Annotated in this window: 21 protein-coding genes; 6 read left to right on the top strand and 15 right to left on the bottom strand. The window is 74.0% G+C overall.

Annotation, left to right across the window (positions count from 1 at the left end):
- The first annotated feature begins 224 nt into the window (after positions 1–224).
- Positions 225–1,892 (top strand): DEAD/DEAH box helicase, encoded by a 1,668-nt coding sequence (locus JK361_RS20115; protein ID WP_201820191.1) that lies wholly within the window; start codon positions 225–227, stop codon positions 1,890–1,892.
- Positions 1,893–1,975: 83 nt separating this feature from the next.
- On the top strand, positions 1,976–2,200 hold the full coding sequence (locus JK361_RS20110; protein WP_372448723.1) for a DUF397 domain-containing protein: 225 nt from the start codon (positions 1,976–1,978) through the stop codon (positions 2,198–2,200).
- Between the two features lie 299 nt (positions 2,201–2,499).
- On the opposite strand, the gene JK361_RS20105 is transcribed toward JK361_RS20110, so the two are convergent.
- Positions 2,500–2,868, bottom strand: a complete 369-nt coding sequence (locus JK361_RS20105; protein ID WP_201820186.1) for a hypothetical protein — start codon at positions 2,866–2,868, stop codon at positions 2,500–2,502.
- A gap of 388 nt (positions 2,869–3,256) precedes the next feature.
- Between JK361_RS20105 and JK361_RS20100 the strand changes: the two genes are divergently transcribed.
- Positions 3,257–4,456 carry an MFS transporter gene (locus tag JK361_RS20100; protein WP_201820183.1) on the top strand — a complete coding sequence of 400 codons (1,200 nt, stop codon included), beginning with the start codon at positions 3,257–3,259 and terminating at the stop codon, positions 4,454–4,456.
- Between the two features lie 71 nt (positions 4,457–4,527).
- Here the strand turns inward: JK361_RS20100 and JK361_RS20095 are convergent, their stop codons facing one another.
- Entirely contained in the window at positions 4,528–5,835 is a 1,308-nt protein-coding gene (locus JK361_RS20095; RefSeq protein WP_201820180.1) for a hypothetical protein, read from the bottom strand.
- A 342-nt stretch (positions 5,836–6,177) separates the two neighbouring features.
- On the opposite strand from JK361_RS20095, the gene JK361_RS20090 reads away from it, so the two are divergent.
- Positions 6,178–6,870: a dTDP-4-dehydrorhamnose 3,5-epimerase family protein gene (locus JK361_RS20090; RefSeq protein ID WP_201820177.1), complete on the top strand. Its 693-nt coding sequence runs from the start codon at positions 6,178–6,180 to the stop codon at positions 6,868–6,870.
- 354 nt (positions 6,871–7,224) lie between these two features.
- Here JK361_RS20090 and JK361_RS20085 read toward each other — a convergent pair whose 3' ends face one another.
- From JK361_RS20085 to JK361_RS20040, 10 genes are all read right to left on the bottom strand, one after another.
- The gene (locus JK361_RS20085) at positions 7,225–8,691 is read right to left on the bottom strand and encodes an NDP-hexose 2,3-dehydratase family protein (RefSeq protein WP_201820174.1); all 1,467 of its coding nucleotides are present in this window, start codon (positions 8,689–8,691) and stop codon (positions 7,225–7,227) included.
- A 29-nt stretch (positions 8,692–8,720) separates the two neighbouring features.
- Complete coding sequence (locus JK361_RS20080; protein ID WP_201820171.1) at positions 8,721–11,075, bottom strand: methyltransferase; 2,355 nt, start codon at positions 11,073–11,075, stop codon at positions 8,721–8,723.
- A 72-nt stretch (positions 11,076–11,147) separates the two neighbouring features.
- Positions 11,148–11,897 carry a glucose 1-dehydrogenase gene (locus tag JK361_RS20075; RefSeq protein WP_201820169.1) on the bottom strand — a complete coding sequence of 250 codons (750 nt, stop codon included), beginning with the start codon at positions 11,895–11,897 and terminating at the stop codon, positions 11,148–11,150.
- Positions 11,898–11,944: 47 nt separating this feature from the next.
- Positions 11,945–12,196, bottom strand: a complete 252-nt coding sequence (locus JK361_RS20070; protein WP_201820166.1) for a phosphopantetheine-binding protein — start codon at positions 12,194–12,196, stop codon at positions 11,945–11,947.
- A gap of 93 nt (positions 12,197–12,289) precedes the next feature.
- The gene (locus tag JK361_RS20065; protein ID WP_201820163.1) at positions 12,290–13,780 is read right to left on the bottom strand and encodes a class I adenylate-forming enzyme family protein; all 1,491 of its coding nucleotides are present in this window, start codon (positions 13,778–13,780) and stop codon (positions 12,290–12,292) included.
- A gap of 1 nt (position 13,781) precedes the next feature.
- On the bottom strand, positions 13,782–14,858 hold the full coding sequence (locus tag JK361_RS20060) for a ketoacyl-ACP synthase III family protein (RefSeq protein ID WP_201820161.1): 1,077 nt from the start codon (positions 14,856–14,858) through the stop codon (positions 13,782–13,784).
- Positions 14,855–16,174: a lipopolysaccharide biosynthesis protein RfbH gene (gene rfbH / locus JK361_RS20055; protein ID WP_201820158.1), complete on the bottom strand. Its 1,320-nt coding sequence runs from the start codon at positions 16,172–16,174 to the stop codon at positions 14,855–14,857. Before rfbH ends, JK361_RS20060 begins: the two co-directional genes overlap by 4 nt.
- A gap of 150 nt (positions 16,175–16,324) precedes the next feature.
- On the bottom strand, positions 16,325–17,413 hold the full coding sequence (locus JK361_RS20050) for an NAD-dependent epimerase/dehydratase family protein (RefSeq protein ID WP_201820155.1): 1,089 nt from the start codon (positions 17,411–17,413) through the stop codon (positions 16,325–16,327).
- Between the two features lie 26 nt (positions 17,414–17,439).
- Positions 17,440–18,723: a nucleotide disphospho-sugar-binding domain-containing protein gene (locus JK361_RS20045; protein ID WP_201820152.1), complete on the bottom strand. Its 1,284-nt coding sequence runs from the start codon at positions 18,721–18,723 to the stop codon at positions 17,440–17,442.
- Between the two features lie 86 nt (positions 18,724–18,809).
- Entirely contained in the window at positions 18,810–20,054 is a 1,245-nt protein-coding gene (locus JK361_RS20040) for a nucleotide disphospho-sugar-binding domain-containing protein (RefSeq protein WP_201820149.1), read from the bottom strand.
- Positions 20,055–20,254: 200 nt separating this feature from the next.
- Here JK361_RS20040 and JK361_RS20035 point away from each other — a divergent pair, with 200 nt between their 5' ends.
- Both JK361_RS20035 and JK361_RS20030 read left to right on the top strand, forming a co-directional pair.
- A complete protein-coding gene (locus JK361_RS20035) occupies positions 20,255–21,211 on the top strand; it encodes an ABC transporter ATP-binding protein (RefSeq protein WP_201820146.1) in 957 nt (318 codons plus the stop codon).
- Positions 21,208–22,074, top strand: coding sequence for an ABC transporter permease (locus JK361_RS20030; RefSeq protein ID WP_201820143.1), 867 nt, complete (start codon positions 21,208–21,210; stop codon positions 22,072–22,074). Before JK361_RS20035 ends, JK361_RS20030 begins: the two co-directional genes overlap by 4 nt.
- Before the next feature lie 77 nt (positions 22,075–22,151).
- Here JK361_RS20030 and JK361_RS20025 read toward each other — a convergent pair whose 3' ends face one another.
- From JK361_RS20025 to JK361_RS20015, 3 genes are all read right to left on the bottom strand, one after another.
- On the bottom strand, positions 22,152–22,616 hold the full coding sequence (locus JK361_RS20025; RefSeq protein WP_201820140.1) for a nuclear transport factor 2 family protein: 465 nt from the start codon (positions 22,614–22,616) through the stop codon (positions 22,152–22,154).
- A 113-nt stretch (positions 22,617–22,729) separates the two neighbouring features.
- Positions 22,730–23,515 carry a cyclase family protein gene (locus JK361_RS20020; RefSeq protein ID WP_201820136.1) on the bottom strand — a complete coding sequence of 262 codons (786 nt, stop codon included), beginning with the start codon at positions 23,513–23,515 and terminating at the stop codon, positions 22,730–22,732.
- Positions 23,516–23,573: 58 nt separating this feature from the next.
- Complete coding sequence (locus JK361_RS20015; protein WP_201820134.1) at positions 23,574–24,791, bottom strand: FAD-dependent monooxygenase; 1,218 nt, start codon at positions 24,789–24,791, stop codon at positions 23,574–23,576.
- Positions 24,792–24,919: the final 128 nt, after the last annotated feature.

Below are 24,919 nucleotides of genomic sequence, written 5' to 3'. Positions count from 1 at the left end.
CGAGCCGGTGGCTCGCGCATCACGTGGCTGGGGCCCGCGCTCTTGGGGTGCGGGCCCCAGCCGCGTTGTTTTCCGGATCTCCGGATGCACCGGCCCGCCGACAGCCCCGGCTGCGCCACGAGGTCCGGCTTTTCTTTTTTCCCCGGCTCATTCTTGCGAATCCCGGTGCGGTCGTCGCCGCCGGACGGAATTCCTCGATACGCCGCATCGAGGAAGGTTCCTCCTTGAACCGCACCCCCCGCCGCGCCAGCGGCACCGCCGGTGGCTCCCGCACGGACCGAAGGTCCACGCGTTCGGCAGGCTCCACCCGCACGACGGACTCCGCCTCCGGTGGTCGCCCCCGTGCGCAGGGATCGGGCCGTCAGGGTTCCCGCCCGGGTGCCGGCCGGAAGAGCGGTCAGGGCGCACACTCCGCGCCGCGCCGGCAGGAGTTCGCCCTGCCGGTCACCCTCACCGAGCCGCTGCCGGCCGTCGAGACGTTCGCCGAACTGGACATGCCCGCACGGCTGTTGAGCGCGCTGCGCACCGAGGGCGTGACCGAGCCCTTCCCGATCCAGGCCGCCACCCTGCCGAACGCCCTGGCCGGCCGGGACGTCCTGGGCCGCGGTCGCACGGGCTCGGGCAAGACGCTCGCCTTCGGTCTGCCGCTGCTGGCCCGTCTGGACGGGCAGCGGGCCGAGCCGCGGCAGCCGCTCGCCCTCGTCCTCGTCCCGACCCGGGAACTGGCCCAGCAGGTCACCGACGCGCTCACCCCCTACGCCCGCGCCCTGCGGCTGCGGCTCGCCACGGTGGTGGGCGGCCTGTCGATCGGCCGCCAGGCGAGCGCGCTGCGCGCGGGCGCCGAGGTCGTCGTCGCGACGCCGGGCCGCCTCAAGGACCTCATCGAGCGGCAGGACTGCCGGCTGGACCGGATCGCCGTCACCGTCCTGGACGAAGCCGACCAGATGGCCGACATGGGGTTCATGCCCCAGGTGACCGCACTGCTCGACCAGATCCCGGACCGCGGACAGCGGTTGCTGTTCTCGGCCACCCTGGACCGCAACATCGACCTCCTGGTGCGCCGCTACCTCCACGACCCCGTCGTGCACTCGGTCGACCCGTCCGCGGGAGCGGTCACCACGATGGAGCACCATCTGCTGCACGTGCACGACACCGACAAGTACGACACCGCGACCGAGATCGCCGCCCGCGACGGACGCGTGATCATGTTCCTGGACACCAAGCACGCGGCCGACCGGCTGGCCAAGCACCTGCTGTCCGTCGGTGTGCGGGCCTCGGCCCTGCACGGCGGCAAGTCCCAGGCGCAGCGCAACCGGACCCTCGCCCAGTTCAAGGACGGCCATGTGACGGCCCTGGTGGCCACCAACGTCGCCGCCCGCGGAATCCACGTCACGGGCCTCGACCTCGTCGTGAACTTCGACCCTCCCGGCGACCACAAGGACTACCTCCACCGCGGTGGCCGTACCGCACGCGCCGGCGAGTCCGGCACCGTCGTCACCCTCGTGCTGCCGCACCAGCGGCGCGCGGTGGACCGTCTGATGGCCGACGCCGGCATCGCTCCGCTCACCGCCCGGATCCGCCCGGGCGAGGCCGAGCTCCAGCGCATCACCGGCGCCCGGACCCCCTCCGGCGTTCCCGTCACCATCACCGCACCGGCGGCCGACGGACGTCGCGAGGGCGGCGGCTCCCCCGGTCGGCGCCGCAGCCGGGGGCGCGGAGCGAGCGGCCAGGCCGCCGGCCGTGGAGCGGGCGGTCAGGACGCCGGCCGTGGAGCGGGCGGTCAGGACGCCGGCCGTAAGGCAAGCGGTCAGGGCGCCGGCCGTGGAGGGAGCGGTCGGGCCGGCTCCCGGGCCCGTCGGGCCGCGCCGAAGAACCCCGCCCAGGGGCTCTGACCTGGCCGGTTGCGGGGTGGGGGCGAACGCGTGACCGTGGAGGCACAACCCACGACGAGCGCCGAACGGAGTTTGTGATGCCGATGAGCAAGGCTGGACTCTACGCGCTCGACCTGACGGCGGCGCGCTGGGTCAAGAGCAGCAAGAGCACGGACAAGACGACCCCCTACTGCGTCGAGGTGGCAGACCTCGGTGGCGGGGCCGTTGCCGTCCGTGACTCGGACAACCGGGACCTGCCGCCTCTGCGGTTCACCGCGGAGGAATGGGCCGCGTTCCGGGAAGGCGTGCGCGAGGGCGAGTTCGGTTAGCACGTCCCGCGTTCCCCAGAGGCCACGATTCCCCCGTTCCCGAAGGGCCGGAACGCCCCGCGTGCCCTGAACCCTCGGAGCCGCACGGGGGGTTCACGCCCGACCCCGCCGGGTCCGCCGTCGGAGCAGGGCCCGGCCCGGTGGGCCGTCCTGAAGGACGCGTGGGCGAGTCCGCGCCTCGGTGTCCTCTTTCCGGCAATGCCCCGGGTCGGTGACCCGGGGCCTTCGGGCCTGTGCTCATCGGCAGGCGGGCGTCCGCCGGGCTCGTACCCGGTGACGCGCGTGTCCGGGGGCGGTGCTCAACGGGGCACGCAGCCGAACCAGTTCACCTTGTTCTTGTCGCGGGTGTAGCCCAGGCACCGGATGGTCCTGTCGTGGAGGGTGCCGGTCCGTTCGACGCCTCCGTCCACGTAGTCCGTCTTGTTGTGGGGCTGTACGAGGGTGTCGATGTCGACCTTGTACCAGCGGTGCTCCTGGTCCGGAATGCTGCACCCGAAGCCGGTCACGTTCCGGCTGGGCCCCTCGCTCCATATGGGGCGTTCGGCCCGGTCGCAGTGCGCCCTCTCGGAACGGGCGTCGGCGATGCCGGCGCCCGTTCCGAGCAGGGCCGTGGCGCCCGTGGCGACCGCCGCGGCAGCGCCGAGCAGGCGCTTCAGAGTGAGGTTCATCGATCGGTCCTCCTACCGGATGTGGTGACGGCCGGGAGTCGCCGTGGCACCTTGCTGTGATCGTCACACCGGTTCGGGAGGTCCCGCCCGCCGGCCGGTGGTGCCGTCCCCCGACCCGGTGACGACGGTGCTGCCAATGCAGCAGGCGCGGTCACTCCGCCGGTGTCCGACGCGGCCGGCCTCCCGCCGGCCAAAAGCGCCGCCCAGGGCACCAAAGGACGCGCCCCGCGGGCGCCTTCAGGCCCTTGCGCGTCCCTAGACGGCCGCACCCGTCCCCGACGGCCACGCCAGTCCCCGATTGCCACGCCCGTCCCAGACAGCCGTGGCCGTCCGGATTGCGCGCCCGTGCCCGATGGCCGCCTCCCGGCGGAGCCTCTAGCGTCGGACCATGCACGCGGCCCGCGCGGAGTCGGCGGAGGACACGGTGCCCGGCCTGTCCGCCGGGCCGGTCGCGCTGGCCTGGCTGACGCAGTTCCTGGTGGGGACCGATCTCTTCGTCGTCGCGCCGCTGCTCCCCCGTATCGCCGCGTCGTTCGGTGTCTCCACGGCCGCCTCCGGCCTCCTCGTCACGGCCTTCTCGATCGCGTACGTCGTGGCCTCGCCCTTCGCCGGCTGGCTCTCCGACCGGCGGGACCGCGCCACGGTCCTGGTGGTGGCTCTGGTGCTGTTCTCCGCGGCCAACGCGGGGACCGCTCTGGCGCCGGGGTTCGGGCTGCTGCTGGTGGCCCGCGTGGTGGCCGGTGTCGCGGCCGCCGGGACCGGTCCCACCGTGTACGCCCTGGTCAGCACCCGTGCCCGGCCGGGGGCCCGGGCACAGGTGCTGGCCGTGGTGGGGTCGGGCCTGCTGACCGCCCTGTGGGTGGGCGCGCCGGCCGGGTCGCTGCTGGGGCGGTACGTGGGCTGGCGGTCCGCCTTCGTCATCCTGGCCGCGGGCACGTTCCTGCTGGCCCTGCCGCACGCGTTCGTCTGGCGTGCCCGCCCGGTCCCGGCGGCCGCCGCCGCGCCGGACGCGCCGCGGGGGGCCGGGCGGCCCGGTACGGGCGCCGCGGTGTCCGCCGTCGCGGTCACGGCCCTGTGGGCCTTCTCCGTGTACAGCCTGTACACGTTCCTGGCCGTCGCGCTGCACGCCGACGGCAGGGCCACCGCCGTGACGTGGCTGCTGGTCGTCTACGGCATCGGTGCCGTCGTCGGCGGCCAGGTGGGCGGCCGGTTCGCGGACCGTTCCGATGCCGTGCGGGTCACCAGGTCGGCGCTGGCGCTGACGGCGGTGCTGGAAGCCGTCGTGGCCCTGGTCTTTCCCGTCACCTGGGCGCTGGCCTGTGCGCTGGGACTGTTCGCCCTGGCCGCCTACGCCTTCTTCCCCGCCCAGCAGCGCCACCTGGTGGACCTGTTCCCCGAGCGGGCCACCGCGATGCTGTCGTGGAACAACAGCGCGCTGTTCGTGGGACTGTCCCTGGCCGGTGCCGTCGGCGGGCAGATCGTGCACGCCCTGGACTACCCGGCCCTGCTGTACGCCGGTGCCGCGGTGGCGGTGCCGGCGTGCCTCGTCGCCCGTGGCCGGCCGCGCCGGTCCCGCGAGCGGCCCTGACGGGACCGGCACCGGGGCCGGGGGCGTCCGGGTGGCCGGCGCGCGCGGGACCCCGGCGCGCCGGCCGCTCCTCAGCCCTTGTGCCGGTAGACCACCAGATACGGCACGTTGCCCTCGTCGTGGGTGAAGACGCCGACCCCGGCGAGGTCGGCGGCCGGCACCTCCGCCCCTTCGGGCAGCGGCTTCGGGGTGCCCGTGGCCAGCGACAGCTCGACAGGCGCCTTCGTGCCGGTCAGGCTCTCGCCCTTCGTGAGCGAGGTGCCGTAGGCGGTGCCGTCGTCGGTGACGGTGTCGAAGCTCAGGGGTTTGGTGTCGTCGGTCTCCTCGAAGCAGTACCCCTTCTTCGACTGCAGGTCGAAGGCGAGGTGGTCGGAGACGAGGTAGCGGCCGTTCGGGGAGAGCGCGGAGCCGGGCGCCTGCGCCGACCCGATGAACGGCTTGGCGCACAGCGCGGACGCCTGGACCTGGCCGGTCCTGCCGTCGAGCACGGCCCACACGTTCTTACTGCCGCCGTTCTTCTGCTCCCAGCGGGCGATGAGGTGCCCGCCGGTGCCCGGCCAGACGGCACCGGTCGCGGGATCGGCCTCGGCCGGTGCGATGCGGTCGTCGTCCCAGGAGCCGGGGATGCCGAACGCGCCCGCGCCCTCGTTGAGCACCACCGGGTCCCGGTCCGTCAGGGCGGCGATCTCGTTGCCGTAGGAACACGACGAGCAGCCGGGCGCCTTGAGGGAATCCGTGTCGTACGTGGTGGTGCGGCCCGTGGCCACGTCGAGGGCGGCCGTGCGCTCGTCCGTCACGGGTATCAGCAGCCGTTCCCCGCCGTCGGTGACGCGGCCCGTGCCGTAGTCGGAGGCCGGGACCTCGACGTGGTGGGCGGGCGCGACCGCGTCACCCGAGCCGTCGGCGGCGTAGACGTCCACGGCGTACACCTGCTTCGCCTTGGACAGGGCGTCCTCGCCCTGCTCGCCCCGGGACCAGGTCACCAGGTACTCCTTGCCGCCGGCGGGGACGACGAACAGGCCGGGGGCCCAGCCCTCGGAGAGGTTGTCGAACGGCTTGCCCGTCCAGCGGACCTCGCCGGTCACCGCGTCCCGTACGGTCACCCGGTAGGTGGATCCCCGGCTCGTCATGACGGCTATCGCACCGGCCTTCGGCAGCACGGCGTACTGGCCGAGCTGCTTCCCCGAGAGCTGCCAGCCGCGTGCGGTGTCGTACCCGGCGGGCACGTCGAGCTTGAGCGTGGGTGCCGCTGTGGAGGCGTGGGCGGACGGTTCCTCGGCGCTGCCGGAAGGCTTCGCTCCGCCCGATCCGCCGCCGCAGGCCGCGAGCGACCCGATGGCCACGACGGCGACCGACGCCTTCGCGAGTACCGACCTCATGCACTGCCCCTTCCGTTGCCCGGAGGACAGCCCACGAGCCGAACCGCCTCCCCCGATGGCGTGATCTCTACGGCAAGTCTAGCGACGGGACCGCGTCGGCGGATTACCTCAACGACCTGCCCGGACAGCCGACTTCGAGGGGCGCCGGATCAGCCGGAGCCTGAACCTCCGCAAGTCGGGCGGGCGTTGCGGACCACGCAGGAGCGCACTGGCGGCAGGCTCGCTCCGGCAGTCCCTCAGGCCGCCCGGCGGGCCGTCCCGGCGCGCCCGCCGATCCGTACCGCAGCGGTGCCCGTGGGCGGTTCGACCGGCATGCGAGAGGGGGCCGTTAGGTTCGAGGGCATGGAGATCCACCGGACCGCAGTGCCGCATGCCCTCCTTCTGGAGCCGAGGCGGATCGAGGACGAGCGCGGGTGCTTCTACGAGGCGTTCCGGTACGACGTCCTCGCCGAGACCCTCGGCCGGCCGATGCTCCCGGTGCAGAGCAACTACTCGGTGTCCCGGCGCGGGACGCTGCGCGGGCTGCACGGCGTCGTGCTGCCGCCCGGACAGGCGAAGATCGTCACCTGTGTCCGCGGTGCGGTGCTCGACGTGGTGGTCGACATCAGGCCCGGCTCCCCCACCTATCTGCGGCACACCGCCAACCGGCTGTCCGCCGCCGACGGGCGGGCCGTGTTCGCCGCCGAGGGGCTCGGGCACGCCTTCCTGGCGCTGACCGACGACGCCTGTGTGAACTACCTGTGTTCCACGACGTTCGTCCCCGGCACGCAGCTCGACCTGGACGCGATGGATCCCGAACTGGGGCTGCCCTGGCATGAGGAGAGCCGGGCCGGCGGCTTCGAGCTGCTGCGCTCGCCGAAGGACCGGCAGGCCCCGACGGTGGCCGAGGCCCGGCGCGCCGGCCTGCTCACGTCGTACGAGGAGTGCCTGGAGCACTACGCGAATCTGGCCTCGGGCCACGGCAAGAACACGGGCACGGGCAACCCGGGCACGGGCACGGCCGGCGGCGGTGCCGGCACGGGGGCCGTGGTCTGAGGCCCGGATGACGACGCCGGCCGCCGGGCCGTCCCCCGCGCCATCGTGGGTGGGGGACGGCCCGGCGGCCGGCTGTCGTACCGGGGGGCGCGGACCGGGGACGGCGGACCGCCGGGAGCGGTCCGTCGCGAGCCGTCTGTCGCGAGCCGTCCGCCGCGAGCCGTCCGCCGCGAGCCGTCCATCGCGAGCCGTCCATCGCGAGCGGTCCATCGCGAGCCGTCCGTCGCCGGGCAGTCCGTCGCCGGGCAGTACGTCGCCGGGCATGCCGCCGGCCGCCGGGCATGCCGCCGGCCGCCGGATCGCCCCGCTTCCGTGGGGACGGTCCGGCGGCCGGTGGCCGTCTTCGCGTGGCTCTCAGCCGAGCGCCAGGTCGAGGACGGCGAACAGGGTGCGCGCCTGGACGTTCACGCAGTTGGCCTGGCCTATGCAGGCGGCCAGCTGGGCCCGGCTGAACCAGCGGTGGCCCGGCGGCTCCTCGGCGGCGAAGTCCGCGTCGGCCTCGATGATCCGGTAGTGGCTCTCGGCGTTGAGGAACCGGCCGCCCTCCTCGGCGTGCACGACGTCGTAGCGCACCGTTCCCGCGGTGCCGTCGAGGACCTGGTCCAGGAACGGCGGGCGCAGGCCGGCCGGCAGCCAGGCGTAGTTCCCGGGGGTGTACTGCACGGTGGGCGCGAGCTGCACCGTGTCGAGGAATCCGGCCTCGGCCCGGGCGTGCATCAGCACGTGGGGCACGCCGTCCACCCGCTTGGTCACGAACGCGGTCACGCCCCGGCCCCGCGGCTCGAACAACGGCTGGCGCCAGCTGGTGATCTCCCGGTTGCCGGCCTCCACGGCGACGCCCACGACGTCGAAGTACCGGCCCTCGCGGTGCCGGCCCGCCATGGCGTCCCACTCCCAGCCCGGCAGGTCCCGCAGGGGCACGGACCGGGCGGTGAGGGCGCGCCGGGCGCGCTCGTGGGTGAACCAGCTGCGCAGTTCCTGGTCGGTGTGGAGCGCCCGGTCCCGCTCGGCCGGACCGGTCAGGGCGGCCGACAGACAGGACAGGACCGTACGGGAGTCCATGTTGACCAGGTTGTCGTGGTGCAGCAGCGCGCCCAGCTGTCCGAGCGTCAGCCAGCAGAAGTCCTCGTGCAGGGGTACGTCGTCCAGTGCCTCGACGACCATGTTCCGGTTGCTCTTGCCCAGGAACCAGGCCCCGTGCTCCGACTGGAGGCTGTCGGTGAGGGCACGGGCGCGGCCGGCCGCGAGCGCGCTGGTGAAGTACTCGATGTACTTCACGTCGGCGCCCCGGTGCACCTTGGTGTAGTTGCTGCGGGTCGCCTGCACCGTGGGGGACAGCTGGAGCAGGTTGGGGTTGCCGGGCTCCATCTTGGCCTGCATCAGGCAGTGCAGCACCCCGTCGAACTCCTTGACCAGGATGCCGAGGATGCCCACCTCGCTCTGCCGGATGACCGGCTGGTGCCATTCGGGCACCGGCCCGTCCTCCGCGGTGACGTGCAGTCCCTCGACCGAGAAGAACCGCCCGCTGCGGTGCACCAGGTCGCCGGTGTCCTCGGCGAAGGACCAGCCGTCCAGCTCCGTGAACGGCACGCGGAAGACCCGGAAGCGGCCCGCGCGGCGGCGGCTGTCGAGCCACCCGGGCAGCTCGTCCGTGCTCAGGTGGTGCCCCTGGCCGGCCGCCGCGGACCGGGCGAGCCGCTCGGGCAGCCCGGTCGCGCGCCGTGGGCGCAGGGGGCCGCCGGTGCGGTGGGCGGCCGGGAGGGGCGGGGCGCCGTGCGGCGTCCGCGCCGGCGCGGCGGTCGACGGTGGTGATGCGGGCATGGCAGCCTCCGGAAGCGGGATCGGGGTCGTCAGGACGGGGAGCCGGGGACCTTGGCCTCGATCAGGTACAGCGCGCTGCGCGCCTGGGTGACGCCGGTGAACTCCAGGCCGGCGCGCCGGAACAGGTCCTCGAAGTCGCCCTGGTGGTGCTCCCGGCCGCCGACGTTGAGCAGCAGGAAGAGGTCCATCGCCGTGGTGACGCGCGGCTCCGGGCTGAGGTCGACGAGGTTCTGCACGACGACGATGCGGGCGCCCGGCTCGGCGTGCTCGGCGACGTTGCGCAGCACCCGCACCGAGCGCTCGTCGTCCCACTTCAGGATCTGCTTGATGACGTACACGTCGGCGCTGACCGGTACGGCGTCCAGGCAGTCGCCCGGGGTGACGCGGGCCCGCCCGGCCAGTTCGCCGCCCTCGCGCAGCGCCGGGTCGGCGCCCGCCACGACCTTCGGCAGGTCGAACAGTTCGCCGCTGACGTGCGGGTTCGCCTCCAGGATGGTGCGCAGCAGGTGGCCGTGGCCGCCGCCGATGTCCGCGACCGTGCGCACGCCGTCCAGGTCCAGCGTGTCGGCGACGGCCCGGGAGGTGAGCGCGCTGGCCTGGGTCATGGCGCGGTTGAAGATCTCCGCGTCGTCGCCGGAGTCCTCGCGCAGGTAGCTGAAGAAGTCCTTGCCGTACAGCTCAGGCACGACGGCCTTGCCGGTGCGCACGGCCTGCTCCAGCCGCGGCCAGGCGTCCCAGGTCCAGGCGGCGCCCGCCCACAGCACCATGTCGGCCATGCCGCCGCCGGGTGCGTCGGAGCGCAGCAGGCGGGAGGCCCCGGTGTGGCGGAAGCGGCCGGGGGCGGTCTCCTCGAACACGCCGTGCGCGGCGAGCGCGCGCAGCAGCCGGGCCACGGTGTCGGGGGCGGCGTTGACGGCCCGGCCCAGGTCGCGGGCGTCGGCGTCCTCCTCGCCCAGGGCGTCGGCGACACCGAGGCGGACGGCGGTCTGGAGTGCGGAGGCCGCGGCCACGCTCAGGGCGATCTCCCTGATCCGGGTCTCGGCGGCGAGCTGGTCGTCCTGCGGCGTGCCGGTCGGCTGGGTCTGCATGGCGGGTTCCTCTGTGGTGGGTGTCGGTTCGATGGGTGCGGCCGCGGGGACGGCGCGGCCGGCCCGGTGGCGTACGGCGATGTCCTCGAGGACGGGGACCAGGGCGGCCGGGGTGGGCAGCCGGGACAGTTCGTCGCGCAGCTGGGCCGCACGGGTGCGGTAGCCGGGGTCGGTCAGCAGCCGGTCCAGGGCGTCCCGCACGGCCGTCGCACGGTCGGCGTCGCCCGCGGGGACGGCCAGTGCGGCGCCGGCGGCCGCGACACGGCGGAGGTTCAGCTCCTGCTCGGCGGAGAACGGGATGCCGAGCTGGGGCACGCCCGCGGCGACCGCGGTCATGGTGCAGCCGGCCCCGCCGTGGTGCACGACGGCGGAGCAGCCGGGCAGGACGTCGGAGAGCGGCGCGCCGGGCAGCAGCCGGACGCCGGGCGGCAGGGTGCCGAGCGGGGCGGTGTCGTCGGGGTCGGCCAGGACGAGCACCTCGGCGCCCGACGCGGCGCAGACGGACGCCAGTTCGGGCACCAGCCGGGCGGCGGGGCCGTACACACCGGCCAGGGAGCGGCCCCAGACCAGGCAGACCCGGGGGCGGCCGGTGGACGGCGGCCGGAGGTCGGGCGGTTCGCCGGGGCCGTTGTACGGGGTGTACCGCAGGTGCAGCCGGCGGGCGTGCGTGGGCGGTTCGATGCCGGGCGGGCAGGGGTCGACGACGTACTCGATGAGGTCGTCGCTCATCTCCGCCACGCCGTACCGGGGGAAGGACCCGGTGGGGTCGCCGGGGATGATCCGCAGTTCCGGCTCCGGTTCGGCGGTGCCGTGCGGGCCCCAGAGGTGCAGGACGGCGGGCACGTCCAGCACCCGGGCGGCGAGCAGGCCCTCGATGCTCATCCGGTCGTGCACGACCAGGTCGGGGCGCCAGGCGCGGGCGAAGGCGACGACCGCGTCGAAGCCGTCCCGGGTGGCCTGGAGGATCCGCGGCCGTTCGGTCGTGCGGAACGCCGCGAAGTCGAAGTCGTCGAGGTGGGCCAGCTCCTCGCCGGTGACGGGGTGCAGGGGCGGCCCGGGGTGGGGCCAGTCGCCCTTGCGGGCCTGCCGGTAGGCGTTCAGCCGTCCCTGCGTGGCCATGTCCAGGCCGGGCCGGACGATCGGTTCGGGGGTCAGGCCGGTTCGGCGCAGCGTCTCGGACTCGCTCGGCGCGCACACCACGCGCACCTCGTGCCCGGCGGCCTGGAGCGCCCGGCCGAGCGGGACCAGGGGGTAGTAGTGCCCCGGCCAGTCCGACACGGTGAACAGCACACGCACGTCGGTCTCCTCGTCAGTGGGAAGGTCTGCGGGCGGGGCTCGCCGGCTCCGGGCGGCTCGGCTCCGGCCCCGTCACGGGGTCAGGTGTCCGGCGATCCAGCCGCCGTCGACGACCACCTCGGTGCCGGTGACGTAGGAGGAGTCGTCCGAGGTGAGGAAGAGCACGACGGACGCGGTCTCGTCGGCCTCGCCGAACCGGCGCAGCGGCAGGGTCCGGTGCAGCCACTTGACCTGCATCTCGTGCAGGTCCTCGGTCATCTCGGTGCGGATGACGCCCGGGCAGACCGCGTTGACGCGGATGCCGTCCGGGCCCAGCTCCATGGCGGCCACCTTGGTCATGCCGACGACCGCGAACTTCGAGGCGCAGTACGCGGACAGGTACTTCAGGCCCATCAGCCCGTCGACGGAGGAGATGTTGACGATGCTGCCGCCGCCGGCCTCGCGCAGGGCCGGCACGACGGCCTGCATGCCGAGGAAGACGCCGAGCTGGTTGACCTCGACGACCTGCATGAACGCCTCGGGCGCCATCTCCTCGACGCTGCCGATGTCCACCACGCCGGCGTTGTTGACGAGCGCGTCGAGCTTGCCGTACGCCGCCTTGGCCGCGGCGACCGCGGCGGTCCAGTCCTCGGCCCGCCGGACGTCCAGGTGCACGTACGTCGCCGCGTCGCCCAGCTCGTCCGCGAGCCGCTTGCCGGGGTCGTCGAGGATGTCACCGAGGACGACCTTGGCGCCCTCGGCGACGAAGGCGCGGGCCGCGGCGGCGCCCTGGCCCCGGGCGCCGCCGGTGATCAGGGCGACCCTGCCGTCGAGCTTTCCCATGGTGATGCCTTTCGGGGTGGAGGTACGAGGGGGAGGCGGGCGGGCGGTCAGGCCGCGCGCAGCCCGGCGACGGCGGCCCAGAGGCTGCCCGGGGTGCGGAAGGTGTCGGAGACGAGGTACTCGTCCGGGAACGACACCTCGTACTGCTGCTCCAGCCGCAGCAGGGTGTCGATGGTGGCCATCGAGTCCAGGCCGTGGTCGCTCAGGCAGGTGTCGCTGCCCAGCGCGCAGTCCTCGGTCAGCAGCGGCAGCGCGTCGCGCAGGATCTTCTCGAAGGCCTCGTCCCAGGGGACGGTCATGGTGGCGGCTTCCTTTCCGAAGAAGGGCGAAGAAGGGCGAAGAAGGGTGAGGCAGGGTGAGGGAGCAGGGGTGGCGGGGAGCGCGGCGGCCGGTCAGGCGGCGGACCGGGCGGCCGGTGCGGGCGGCTCGGCGGCGAGGGCCTTCTTGTCGGTCTTGCCGTTCGGGGTGAGCGGAAGCTCCGCGCGCACATGGCACACGGGCGGCACCTTGGCCGGTTCCAGCCGCTCGGCCAGCAGGGCCAGCACCTCGGCGGCGGGCCGGCCGGCGGCGACGTACAGGACCATGTCGGCCCCGTCGGCCGGCGGCAGCAGCGCCGCGGCCCGCACCCCGGGCACGTCCAGCGCGGCGGCCTCGATCTCCAGCGCGGACATCCGCACCCCGCGCCGCTTGAACAGGTCGTCGCGGCGCCCCTCGACGTACAGGTGGCCGTCGGCGTCGAGCCGGCCGTAGTCACCGGTGTGCAGGGTGACGGTGCCGGTGCGGGGGTCGGTGCGGAAGCGTTCCCCGGTGATGCCGGGGGCCCGCCAGTAGCCGGCCATGACGTGCGGTCCGCGTACCGCGATCTCGCCGGTCGCCCCGGGCGGCAGCGGGCGCCCGGCGTCGTCCAGGACCAGCACCTGCGTGCCGGTCAGCGCCCGCCCGACGGAGTGCGGGCGGTCCAGGTCGCCGTCGGGTTCGAGGACCGTGATCCGTTTGCACTCGGTCGTGCCGTACATCGGGGCGATGCGCGCCCCGGGGAAGGCGGCGCGCAGCCCGTCGATGACGGGGCGGTTGAACGCCGCGCCCGTGCTGGTGAACAGCCGCACCGTGGACGCCTGCCTGCCGTCGCGGGCGGCGAGCCGGAGGACCAGTTCGGCGAGCGAGGGCACCACCGGGAAGACGGTGACGGCGTGCCGGTGCAGCAGTGTCATCAGCCCGACGTGGGAGTCGGTGCGGGAGACCACCAGTTCGGCGCCGGCCGCGACGGTGAGGAAGATCTGGTAGAGCCCGTAGTCGAAGGAGAACGGGATGGCGTTGAGCACGACGTCCTGGGCGCGGTAGCCCAGCCGCTCCGCGATGGCGCCGGTGACGAAGACCGCGGCGCGGTGCGGGGTCATGACCGCCTTCGGCATCGACGTGCTGCCCGAGGTGTACATGAGCAGCGCGAGGTCGTCGGCGCGCACCGGTACCCGTCCGCGGTGGGCCGCGTCCGCGTCCGGCAGCTCCGCGAGGTCGTGCACGGGTGCCGTGCCCAGCTCCGTCAGCAGCCCGGTGTCCGCGCCCTCCGCCACGACGAGGGACGGCTCGGCGTCCGCCATCACCCGGGCCAGGTGGAACCGCTTCATGGCGGTGCCGACCGGCACGAACACGGCTCCCGCCCGCAGTGCCCCGAACAGCAGGGCCACGAAGGGCCGGGAGTTGCCGAGCCGGGCCAGTACCCGGTCGCCGGGCCGGACGTCCCGGTCGGCGAGCCAGGCCGCGCAGGCGTCCGCGGCCCGGTCCAGCTCCGCGTAGGTCCAGGCGCCGTCGGCGTCCCGGACCGCGGTCGCGGCGGGCCGCCTCGCGGCCGCCTCCGTCAGCAGGTCGTGCAGCAGTTCGGCCATGTCACATGCCTTCCGGTCGCTCGGTGGGCGGGGAGCCGGGCACCGCCTCGTCGTCCCACCGCGGCACGTCGGTGATCTCCACCACGGCGGCGGTGCAGCTGTATCCGGCGCCGCCACCGAACAGCAGGATCCGGTCGCCGGGCGCGACGGCCCGGGTGCGCAGCAGCCACTCCAGGCCGGCGTTCCAGTCGCCCGCGCCGATGTGCCCGGTGGTGCGCCCGTACTCCCATGTGGTCAGCGCCTCGGGCACCTGGAGCAGGTGGTGGAAGTGCCAGCCGCCCTCGAAGCGTCCGGTGGCCCCGATGACGACGCGGGCGAGGTCCTTCAGCTGGGTCCGCGCCTCGGCCAGTGCCTGGTTGCGGGCCTGGTTGATGAGGCGCCCGGTGCGCAGTTCGACCTGCTTGGGGTCGCCGGCCGCCGCGTGCTGCGCGGCGCGCGCCACCAGGTCGACGGGGGTGTCCGGATCGGGGACCGGGCGCAGCGGCTGGTCGCCGCGGGCGGAGGCCTCCAGGGAGTTGTCGACGACCGTGGCGGTGGACAGGACGCGGGCGAACCCGCCGGTGGTGGAGAGCACCATGGCGGTGCCTCCGTCGCCGTACACGTTGTAGTCGTGCATGTTCCAGCGGTCGACGGTCGGCGGGGCGAAGCGGTCGCCGGTGGTGATCAGGGCCGCGTGGCCCTTGCCGATGCGGGCCCGCAGGTGGGCGCCCGCCAGTTCGATCGCGCCGAGGGCGCCGTTGCACCGCTGCTGCACGTCGAAGGCGGGAACGTGCCGGCCCACGGTGCCGGCGGCCACGTACGAGGCGGTCGGCCAGATGTCGAGGCCCTGGTACCACAGGCTGCTGTGCAGGAGCAGCGAGAAGTCGTGCGGGGCGAGGCCGGACCGTGCGAGGGCGGTGCGGCCGGCGCGTACGGCCATGTCCGGCGGGGCGACGTCCTCGGCCACGCACACGGAGACGTAGTCGCGGGCCTCGGCGCGCCCGGCGTCGTACCGGCCCTGCTCGATCGCGCGGTCCACGGGCAGCGCCTCGGGCAGCCAGGTGCCGAGCCCCGCGATGTACAGCTCGTCCCACTTCATGACGCCTGCCTCAGCCGGTCCGCGCCGCAGAACTCCCGGACGGAGCCGATCATGTAGTCGAGCATCTCCGGGGTGAGCAGCGGGTGGACGCCGATCCAGAAGGTGTGCTCGGTGACGATGTCGCTGTTGGTGAGGTCGCCGACGACGCGGTGCGGGCGGTCCAGGTAGGCGGGGTGGCGGGTGAGGTTGCCCGCGAACAGCCGCCGGGTGCCGATGCGCCGGGCCTCCAGGAAGTCGGTCAGGCCCTTGCGGGTGAAGGGCGCGTCGGGCCGTACGGTGATCACGAAGCCGAACCAGCTGGGGTCGCTGCCCTCCGTGGCCTCGGGCAGCAGCAGTCCGGGCGTGCCCTCCAGGCCGGCGCGCAGCCGCTGCCAGTTGGCGCGCCGGGCGCGGCCGAAGTCGTCGAGCTTGGCGAGCTGGGTCAGGCCGAGGGCGCCCTGGAGGTCGGTGGCCTTCAGGTTGTAACCGACGTGCGAGAAGATGTACTTGTGGTCGTAGCCGTACGGCAGGGTGCCCATCTGGTGCTGGAAGCGCTTGAGGCACTTGTCGTCCTCGCCGGGCTCGCACCAGCAGTCGCGGCCCCAGTCGCGCAGTGACTCGACGATCCGCGCGAGCGCGAGGTTGCCGGTCAGCACACAGCCGCCCTCGCCGGTGGTGAGGTGGTGGGCCGGGTAGAAGCTCACCGTGCTCAGGTCGCCGAAGGTCCCGGTGAGCCGTCCCTGGTGCAGGGAGCCGACGGCGTCGCAGTTGTCCTCGATGAGGAACAGCTCGTGTTCGGCGGCCAGTCGGGCGACCTCGGCGACCGGGAAGGGGTTGCCCAGCGTGTGGGCGATCATGATGGCCCGGGTGCGGGGGCCGATCGCGGCCTCGATGCGGTCCAGTGTGGTGTTGTACGTGGCCAGGTCGATGTCGACGAAGACGGGCACCAGGCCGTTCTGCACGATCGGGTTGACCGTGGTGGGGAAGCCCGCGGCGACCGTGATCACCTCGTCGCCGGGGACCAGCCGGCGGTCCTCCAGGTGCGGCGAGGTCAGCGCGGTGAGGGCCAGCAGGTTCGCCGAGGAACCCGAGTTGGTCATGTGCGCCTTGCGCAGGCCCAGCGCTCGGGCCAGGGCGCTTTCGAACTTACGGGTCTTGACCCCGGAGGTGATCCTCAGGTCGAGCGCCGTCTCCACCAGCGCGGCCCGGTCGTCCTCGTCCAGCACCGCCCCGGCGGGCAGCAGCGGAGTGACACCCGGCACGAACTCCTGTGTGCTCGCCGTCTCCCGGTGGTACTTGCGTACGTGTTCCAGCAGCAACGCTTTACCGCCGCTCACCTCATCGCCTCCCGCGCGCCTGTGGGCCGAGCGGCCCTGCCTCGGACATCCGGGCCACGGGCTCCGGGTCCTTCTTCATCGGGGGTTGATTCACGGGACAGTCCGGCACGGTGCCGGACGCCCGCCCCGGGTAAAGGTGGTGCACGGGGCTCAAGAAGCCCTTGAAGTCGGACCGCGGCCCGCCCGGGTCGCCTCCCACAGCGCCCGCAGGGACTCCTGGAGGGGGCGGCGGGGCACCCAGCCGAGCGCTTCGCGGGCGGCGGCGTGGTCGACGCGCTGCCACTCCACGCCCGCGCTGCGGGCCGCCTCGCCGCCCTCCTCGACGACCCGCGCGGGAATGCCGCTGGCGGCGATCAGGTCGTCGACCATGCGGCGCACGTCGACGGCCTGGCCGCGGCCGAGGTTGAACACCCGGCCCGCCACGGGCCGCTGCGCGGCGGCCAGGACGGCCTCGGTGATGTCGCGTACGTCGACGAAGTCCCGGCGGGCGCGCAGCGGGGCCAGCCGCAGTTCCGCCGCGGTGCCGCGGTCGGCCGCGGCGCTCAGCTGCTCGGCCACCCGGCCCAGCAGGCTGCCGCGCGGCAGCCCGGGGCCGACGGCGTTGGCGACGCGCAGGACCACCCCGGCCGGCCGGCCGTTCGCGCTCGCGTTCAGGACGGTGCGGCTGCCGAGCAGTTTGGTGCGGCCGTAGACGGTCGCGGGGCGCGGCGGGCTGTGTTCGTCGAGGGTGGTGCCCCGCGGGACCGGGCCGTACTCGTGGACCGAGCCGAGGTGGACCAGCCGGGCCGGTTCGGGCAGCTCGCCCACGGCCGCGACGACGCGCCGGACGAGGCGTACGTTGACGTCCGTCATCTGCCGTGCGGACACGTCCCACACCGCGCCCGTCGTGTTCACCACGACGCAGGGCGCGAGGTCGCGCAGCAGGCCCGCCAGGGCGGGTTCCGGTGCGGCCAGCAGGTCGAGGGAGACGCCGTGCACGCCGGGCAGGCCGGTCACGGCGCGCCGTGCCACGGACACCACGTCGTGGCCGGCCGCGGCGAAGGCGGCACACACGTGCCGCCCGACGAAACCGCTGCCGCCGAGCACGACGACGCGCGGGGCGGCGGCCAGGACCGCAGGACCCCGGCGGACCGGGCCGGCGGGGCCCAGGCGACCGGTGGGGTCCGGGCGGCCGGTCGGGTCCGGGCGGCCGGTCGGGTCCGGGCGGTCGGTGGGGGGCGGCTGGGGTGGGCCGCTCATCGGGTTGCCTTTCTCTTGCGCGGCCGTCAGGCGGCGGCGGACGGCGAAGCGGTGTGCGGCGCGGCGGGCGTGGCCGGAAGGCGGCCCGTGGACGCCAGGTGTTCCAGCACCGGCACCAGCCGGTCCGGGGCCGGGCGGGCGCCGTTCTCCGTGCGCAGCCGGGCGGCCGCCGCACGGTAGGACGGGTCGGACAGCAGGGCGGTGACCGCCGAGCGGATCAGCTCCGGTGTGGCGCGGTCGCCCGTGACGTGCCGTCCCGCGCCGGTGGCGGCCAGACGCGACCCGTCCGCGTCCTGTTCCGGCCCGAACGTGAGGGCGAGCTGGGGCACCCCGGCCGCGGCCGCCGTCATCACGCACCCGGCGCCGCCGTGGTGCACGATCGCGTCGCACGTGGGCAGCAGCAGGTGGAGCGGGAACTGCTCCACCACCCGCACGTTGTCCGGCAGTTCACCGAGCGTGGCCACGTCGTCGGGGTGCACCGGCAGGACGATGTCGAGGTCCTGGCCGGCCAGGGCGCCGACCACCCGGGGCACCAGGTAGGAGGCGGTGCCGTAGGTCCGGCCCACCGAGTTGCTCCACAGCACGCACACCCGCGGCCGGGCCGGCGGCTCGAGCGCCCACGGCGCCATCGCGCCGGGCCCGTTGTACGGGACGTAGCGCACGGGCAGCCGGGTGGCGCCGGTCGGCGGGGCGAGACTCGGCGGGCAGGGGTCGATGACGTACTCGACGAGGCCGGGGCCCATCTCCGGCAGACCGTGCCGGGGGAAGGCGCGGGTGTAGTCGACGGGCAGCGGGTGCAGCTCGGGATCGTCCTCCTCGGTGCCGACCGGTCCCCACAGGTGGGCGACATGGGGCACGCCCAGCGCGCGGGCGGCGAAGATCCCGTCCATGCTGTGCCGGTCGTGGACGACCAGGTCGGGCTGCCAGGCGCGGGCGAACGCGAGGACGCCGGCCAGTCCCTTGCCGGTCTCGCCCGCGATCCTGCGCTTGCACTCCTGCGCGTACCCGGCGAAGTCGAAGCCGTCGAGCGACTCCAGTTCCTCGCCGGTGTCGGGATGCAGGCCGGGCAGCCCCGGGTAGCGCCAAGTGCCCGCCTTGATGTCGGTGAGGTTCTTGAACCGGCTCAGGAAGACCATGTCGAGGTCGCCGAGGACCGGTACGGGGGTGAGTCCCGCCCGTTCCAGGGTGCGGGCCTGCGACGGGGCGCAGGCCACCCGGACCTCTTGGCCGGCGGCCTGGAGCGCCCAGCCGAGCGGCACCATCGGGAAGTAGTGGGTCGGCCAGTCGGAGACCGTGAACAGCACGCGCATGGGAGCACCGCTTTCTTCGGGCGTTTTCGGGCGTCGGCCCGCTTCGGGCGTCCGCGTGATCGGTGGGCGGGGACCGCGGCCGGCGCTCAGGCGGCGCGGCCGGCCGTGCGGTCGGCGACGAGGCGCTCCAGCTCACGGACGAGCGCGGCCTGCGTGGGCCGCTCCCGGTTCTCCTCGCGCAGGTGCAGCGCGGCCTTCGCGAAGGACGGCTCGTCCAGCAGCCGCCGTACCAGCGAGCGCACCGTGTCGCGGTCGGCGAGGTCGCCGCGCAGGTGCAGTCCGGCACCGGCGGCCGCCACCCGGGTGCCGTTGGCCTGCTGCTCGGCCGCGAAGGTCAGCGCCAGCTGCGGGACGCCGGCCGCGACGGAGGTCATCGTGCAGCCGGCCCCGCCGTGGTGCACCACCGCCGCGCAGGTCGGCAGCAGGAACTGGAGCGGGAAGCGCTCGAAGGCCCGTACGTTGGCGGGCAGTTCACCGAGCGCGGCGATGTCCTGCGGGGTGCCCGTCAGGACGACCTCGACGTCCAGCTCACCGAGCGCGGCGACGACCTCGGGCACGATGAACGACCGCGGCCCGAACATCCGGGTCAGCGAATTGCCCCAGATGACACAGACCCGGGGCCGGTCCGGCTGCTCGAGCACCCAGGCCGGCATCTCACCGGGCCCGTTGTACGGCGTGTAGCGCACCGGGAGCCGGTGGGCGCGGGTGGGCAGCCGCAGGTCGCCCGGGCACGGGTCGACGACGTGCTCGATCAGGTCGGGGCCCAGCGCGCCGACGCCGTGGCGGGGGAAGAAGCCCGCGGGGTCCTCGGGCAGCAGCCGCAGCGCCGGCTCCTCCTCGTCGGTGCCGACCGGGCCCCAGGCGTGCAGCACCGCGGGCACCCCGGTGACCTTCGCGGCCAGCAGGCCCTCCACGGCCAGCGGGTCGTGGACGACGAGATCGGCGCCCCAGCGGCGGGCGAAGTCCAGCGTCCCCTCGTAGTTGCCCTTGACCGCGGTGGCGATCTCCCGCTTGTTCTCCCGGGCCCAGGCGGGGAAGTCGAAGTCGTCCAGCGAGGCCAGCTCCTCGCCGGTGACCGGGTGCAGCGGCAGGCCCGGGTAGGGGCGCCGGCCGGCCTGCGCGTCCCAGAAGTACAGCAGCCTCGTCTGGGTGACCATGTCGAGCCCGCCCAGCAGCGGCACCGGGGTCAGCCCGGCCCGGGAGACCGGCTCGGCCTGCGCGGGCGTGCACAGGACCCGTACCTCGTGACCGGCCGCCTGCAGCGCCCAGCCCAGGGGGATCATCGGCGCGTAGTGCGCCGACCAGTCGGACACCGTGAACAACACACGCATGGTGAGACCTCTCCGTCAGCCGCGGGCCGGCCCCGCTCGGCGGGGGGATGCTCCCGGGCCGGGCTCGATCCTGTGTCGAACCCTCCTCGACCGCGCCGGGTGAGGGGCCGTCGGCTCCAGGCCTGCTGGAGCGGGTCTCTACTGCCCGGACCCAGCCTCGGCCCAGACCGGCGCAGTCGCACCCGAAGGAGGACGCCGCCATGACGGACGCGGCCATCCGCACGACAGGACTACACAAGACGTACACCAGCGGCGGCCGGCCCGTGCACGCCGTGGACGGGCTGGACCTGGAGGTGCGGCAGGGCGAGTTCTTCGGGCTCCTCGGGCCGAACGGAGCCGGGAAATCCACCACGCTGGGGATGCTCACCACACGGATCGTGCCGACGCGCGGCAGCGCGGAGGTCGCCGGGTTCGACGTGACGGCACAGGCCGTGGACGTCCGCCGGCACATCGGTGTGGTCACCCAGGCCAACACCATGGACCGGGCGGTCAGCCTGCTGGAGAACCTGGAGTTCCGCGGCCGCTTCTTCGGGATGAGCACCAAGGAGTCCCGCGGCCGGGCCATGGAGCTGCTGGAGCGGTTCGGGCTCGCGGAGGTGGCCGGCCGGCTCGACGACCATGTCTCGGGCGGTCAGTCCAAGCGGGCCATGGTCTGCCGCGCGCTGATGCACCGGCCGGACATCCTGTTCCTGGACGAGCCCACGGCCGCGATCGACCCGCAGGCGCGGCGCAACCTGTGGGAGCTGCTCCGGGAGCTGAACGCGGCCGGGCAGACCATCGTGCTCACCACGCACTACCTCGAAGAGGCCGAGGAGCTGTGCGACCGGATCGCCGTGGTCGACCACGGCAAGGTCCTCACCTGCGGCACCGTCGACGGCATCAAGGCCAGTGCCGGTGCCGAGACCGTCATCACGGTCTCCTTCGACGAACCGGCCGACGCGGCGGCGCAGATCGCCGGGAAGCTGGACGGCGTGCAGCGTGCCGAGGCGGACGGCCGCGATCTGCGGGTGCACGCCACGGCCCCCGCCGACGGCCTGCTCGGCGAGCTGATCTCCGTCGGACGCGACCACGGCCTGTCCGTGCGCAACGCCGCGACGCTGCCGCCGAGCCTCGAGACCGCCTTCCTCAACCTGACCGGACGGGAGTACCGGGAATGACCACGACCATCGCTTCCCCCACCGCGACGGCGACGCCCGCGCGCAGCGGGCGGCTGTCGACCGGGCTGCACACCTTCGCCGCGCTGCTCAGCCGTGATCTGCGGGTCACCCGGCGGCAGTTGGGCTCGCTGGTGCTGCGTGCCGTGATGCAGCCGCTCGCGTTCACCTTCGGGTTCGCCTACGTCCTGCCGAAGATCGGGCTGGCCGGCGGCTTCGGCGGGGACCAGCCGGGCGCCCCGAAGTTCACCACGGTGCTGGTGCCGGGCCTGGTGGCCATCACCATCGCCGTGCAGGGCATCACCGCGGTGATGATCCCGCTGCTGATGGAGCTGACGTACACCAAGCAGATGGAGGACCGGGCGCTGGCGCCGGTGCCGCTGTGGGTGATCGCCGCGCAGAAGATCGTGTCCGCCGCCATCCAGGCGATGCTGGCGGGCCTGGTGGTGTTCCCCGTGGTGCTGCTCGTGCACGCCGGCGGGCAGGCCCCGGACGTGCACGTCCACGACTGGCCGCTGTTCGTCACCACCTTCGGCCTCGCCTGCCTGCTCGCCGCCTGCACCGGGCTGCTGCTGGGCACGCTGTTCGACGTGCAGAAGGTGCAGCACCTGTTCGCGGCCGTGATCACGCCGCTGACCGTGCTCGGCTGCGTGTACTTCCCCTGGTCGGCCCTGAAGGCGGTGCCCTGGCTCCAGTACCTGACGCTGCTCAACCCCGTGGTGTACATGGGCGAGGGGCTGCGCGCCTCGCTCACCCCGGAGGTCGGGCACATGCCCGTGTGGGCGTTCCTGCTCGCGGAGGCCGGCGGTGTCGTGCTGCTGGGCGGCCTGGCGCTGCGCAACTTCCGGCGCCGCGTGCTCGGCTGAGACGGCCTGACCCCGACACACCAGCGCCCCCGGCGGATGTCCGCCGGGGGCGCTGGTGTGTCGTGCGGCGGCCGCGGTCAGCCGGCCGGCTGGTCGTCGCGGGTGACGCGGCGCTCCTTGACCTGCCAGGCGCCGTCGACGCGGACCAGCACGTCCTCGCACACGCACGTCATGCGCAGCGCGGCGGAGCCGCCCCGGGGGGTGCTGAATATCAGCGCGTAGCAGCGCACGTCGAGTACCTCGGCGCCCTCGCGCGGCACGACGGACACCATGCCGTGCCAGTGCCGGCGCTGCACGCCCTCGGCCGCCAGCTCGTCGTGGGTGCGCCGGACCCCCGCGGCCAGGGCCGCACGGCCGGACACCGGCACGGGCAGCGTCTCCGGGTGGAAGAAGCCGTCCTCGGTGAAGGTGGCGGCCCACTCCTCGGCGGCGCCGGCGTCCAGGAGGTGGAAGTGGTGGGCGTAGAACTGCTGCACCTCGGCGTAGAGCTGGGCGAAGAGGGACGGGTCGACGGCCGGTGCGGTCGCGGTGAGCGTGGTCATCGTGGTGGCTCCTTGTCGGGTTGCCGTGGGCGGATGGGTGCGGGAAAGGGGCAGGGAACGAGCCGGGGCCGGTCCGCGGACCGGCCCCGGCTCGTTCCGGGCGGTGCGGGCCGTCAGTCCTCGTCGTCGACGAGGGCGACCGCGCGGGTCCAGCCCGCGCCCGCGCCGGTGATCTTGATGGGGAAGGCGGACAGCTTGAAGCCGTACGGCCGCGGCAGCCGGTCGAGGTTGGCCAGGCGCTCGATCTGGCAGTACTCGCGGTCACGGCCCGCGAAGTGGGCCGGCCACAGCACGCTCTTGTCCTTGGTCTGGGCGTAGGTGCTCAGGATGTGACCGAAGGGGGCGTCGAGGCTGAAGGCGTCGGTGCCGATGACCTTCACCCCGAGGTCGAGCAGGAACTCGGTCGCCGAGGCGTCCAGGCCGACGAAGTCGGTGAAGTACTGCATCGTGCCGACGTTGCGCCAGGCGCCGCTGTTGATGAGCGCGATGTCGTACGGCTGCGGCTGGTAGCCGATCCGGTCCAGCTCCTTCTCGATCACCGACGCGTCGACGGTGCCCACGCCGGCGTCGGTGAGGTCGAGCACGAACGCGGGCCGGAAGAACCAGTCCAGCGGCATCTCGTCGATGTTGCGGGGACGGCCGTCACCGTAGTTCGCCCGGGATCCGTAGTGGGAGGGGGCGTCGATGTGCGTGCCGGTGTGGCTGTTGAGCGTGAGGTTGTCGATGGACAGCAGCTCGCCGTCGGGGAGTTCGGCGGGGTCGAACTCCAGGTTGAAGTTCTCCCGCATCTCCCTGGCCATCTGCTGTGCCCCCTCGGCCGGGGTCACGATCTCGTGGGAGACGGGCTCCGGCTCCCACTGGGAGGCGTCGATCGGGGTCGACAGGTCGATGTACCGCATGTTCTCTCCGTGGTTCGGCGGCTTGACGGGTGGTCGGAGGGCCTGACGGTGGTCGGGGTCAGACGAAGAGGTCCTCGCGGACCTGGATGGCGGGGTTGCCGTAGGCGATCCGGCGGGTGATCTTGCGGCCCAGCGGGGTGCGGCTGACGGCCTTGGCGATCCGGGGGCGGACGGTGGCGGCGAGGCGGCTCTCGGCGAACATGCCCTTGCTCTGCATCACCTGGAACCGCATGACGGCGTCGATGTCCGGCGAGCGCTCTTGCTCGTAGGCGGCGAGCGGGCCGGACCCGACCGGGCCGGTGCCCCGGCCCAGTGCGCCGACCAGGACGGGGTGCAGGGCCGCCGCGTCCTGGATGGCGAGGTTGATGCCCTGCGCGCCCAGCGGGCTGTGGGTGTGGGCGGCGTCGCCGATCAGCACCAGCCCGTCGCGCACCCAGCGCTCGGCGCGGGCGGCGAAGACGTCCAGCAGCGTCAGGTCCGTCAGCGCGCCCACCGAGGCGCGGATCCGGTCCGCGTACTCGGGCAGCGAGCGGGCCACCTGCTCCCGCACGTGCTCGATGCCGAGGGCGGCGATCTCCCGGTAGCTGTGGTGCGGCAGGGTCCAGCCGATCTGGACGCTGCCCGGGTGGGAGTCGTAGGCGATGACGGGGCCGCCCGCGCCGCGGTGGATGCGGACGACTCCGGTGGGGTCGGCCGACAGCTTGAACCACAGCACGTCCATGTCGAACACGTCGTGGCGGCGGTTGGTGATGCCGGCCAGGGCGCGGGTCTTGGAGTAGCGGCCGTCGGCGCCCACGACGACCCGGGCCGTCACCGTGCGGGCGCCGTCGCGGCTCTTGGTGGTCACCCCGCGCACGGCACCGCCGTCCTCGATCAGACGCGCGACGCCGTGCCCCGGCAGCTGGCGGAACTCCTCGAACCGCTCGCACCGGGACAGCAGCGCCTCGAGCAGATGGCGCTGGGGAAGGCTGAGCAGGTGGTCGTACGGGGCGGGCAGGCGCCGGTAGTCGAAGTCCATGAGCACCCGGCGGGGATCGGTCAGCCGGAACCGGGTGAGCTCGAAGGCTCCCCGGTCGCGGGCGTCCTCCAGCACGCCGAGCCGGTCCAGCAGGGCGAGCCCGCCGGGCTGGAGGATCTCCCCGCGGTACTCGCGGTCGAGGCCGCGGGCCTTCTCCACCACGGTCACCCGCACCCCTGATCTGAGCAGCAGCAGCGCAAGGGTGAGCCCGGCGGGACCGCCGCCGACGATGCACACGTCGGTCCTGATGTCGGTCACGGTGCTCTTCGCATCCTTAGTCGTCGGTCCGGTCCACGCGGTCCGGTCGGACCGCGCGGGCCGTACGGTCGGGTCGGCCGGTACGGGGCCGGCCGCTTCGGTCGGGCCCCGCGGGCCGGTCCGGGCGC

The sequence above is a fragment of the Streptomyces musisoli genome (assembly GCF_016741855.1).
In the GTDB taxonomy this organism is placed as follows: domain Bacteria; phylum Actinomycetota; class Actinomycetes; order Streptomycetales; family Streptomycetaceae; genus Streptomyces; species Streptomyces musisoli.
This window is presented reverse-complemented; position numbering and strand designations above follow the sequence as displayed.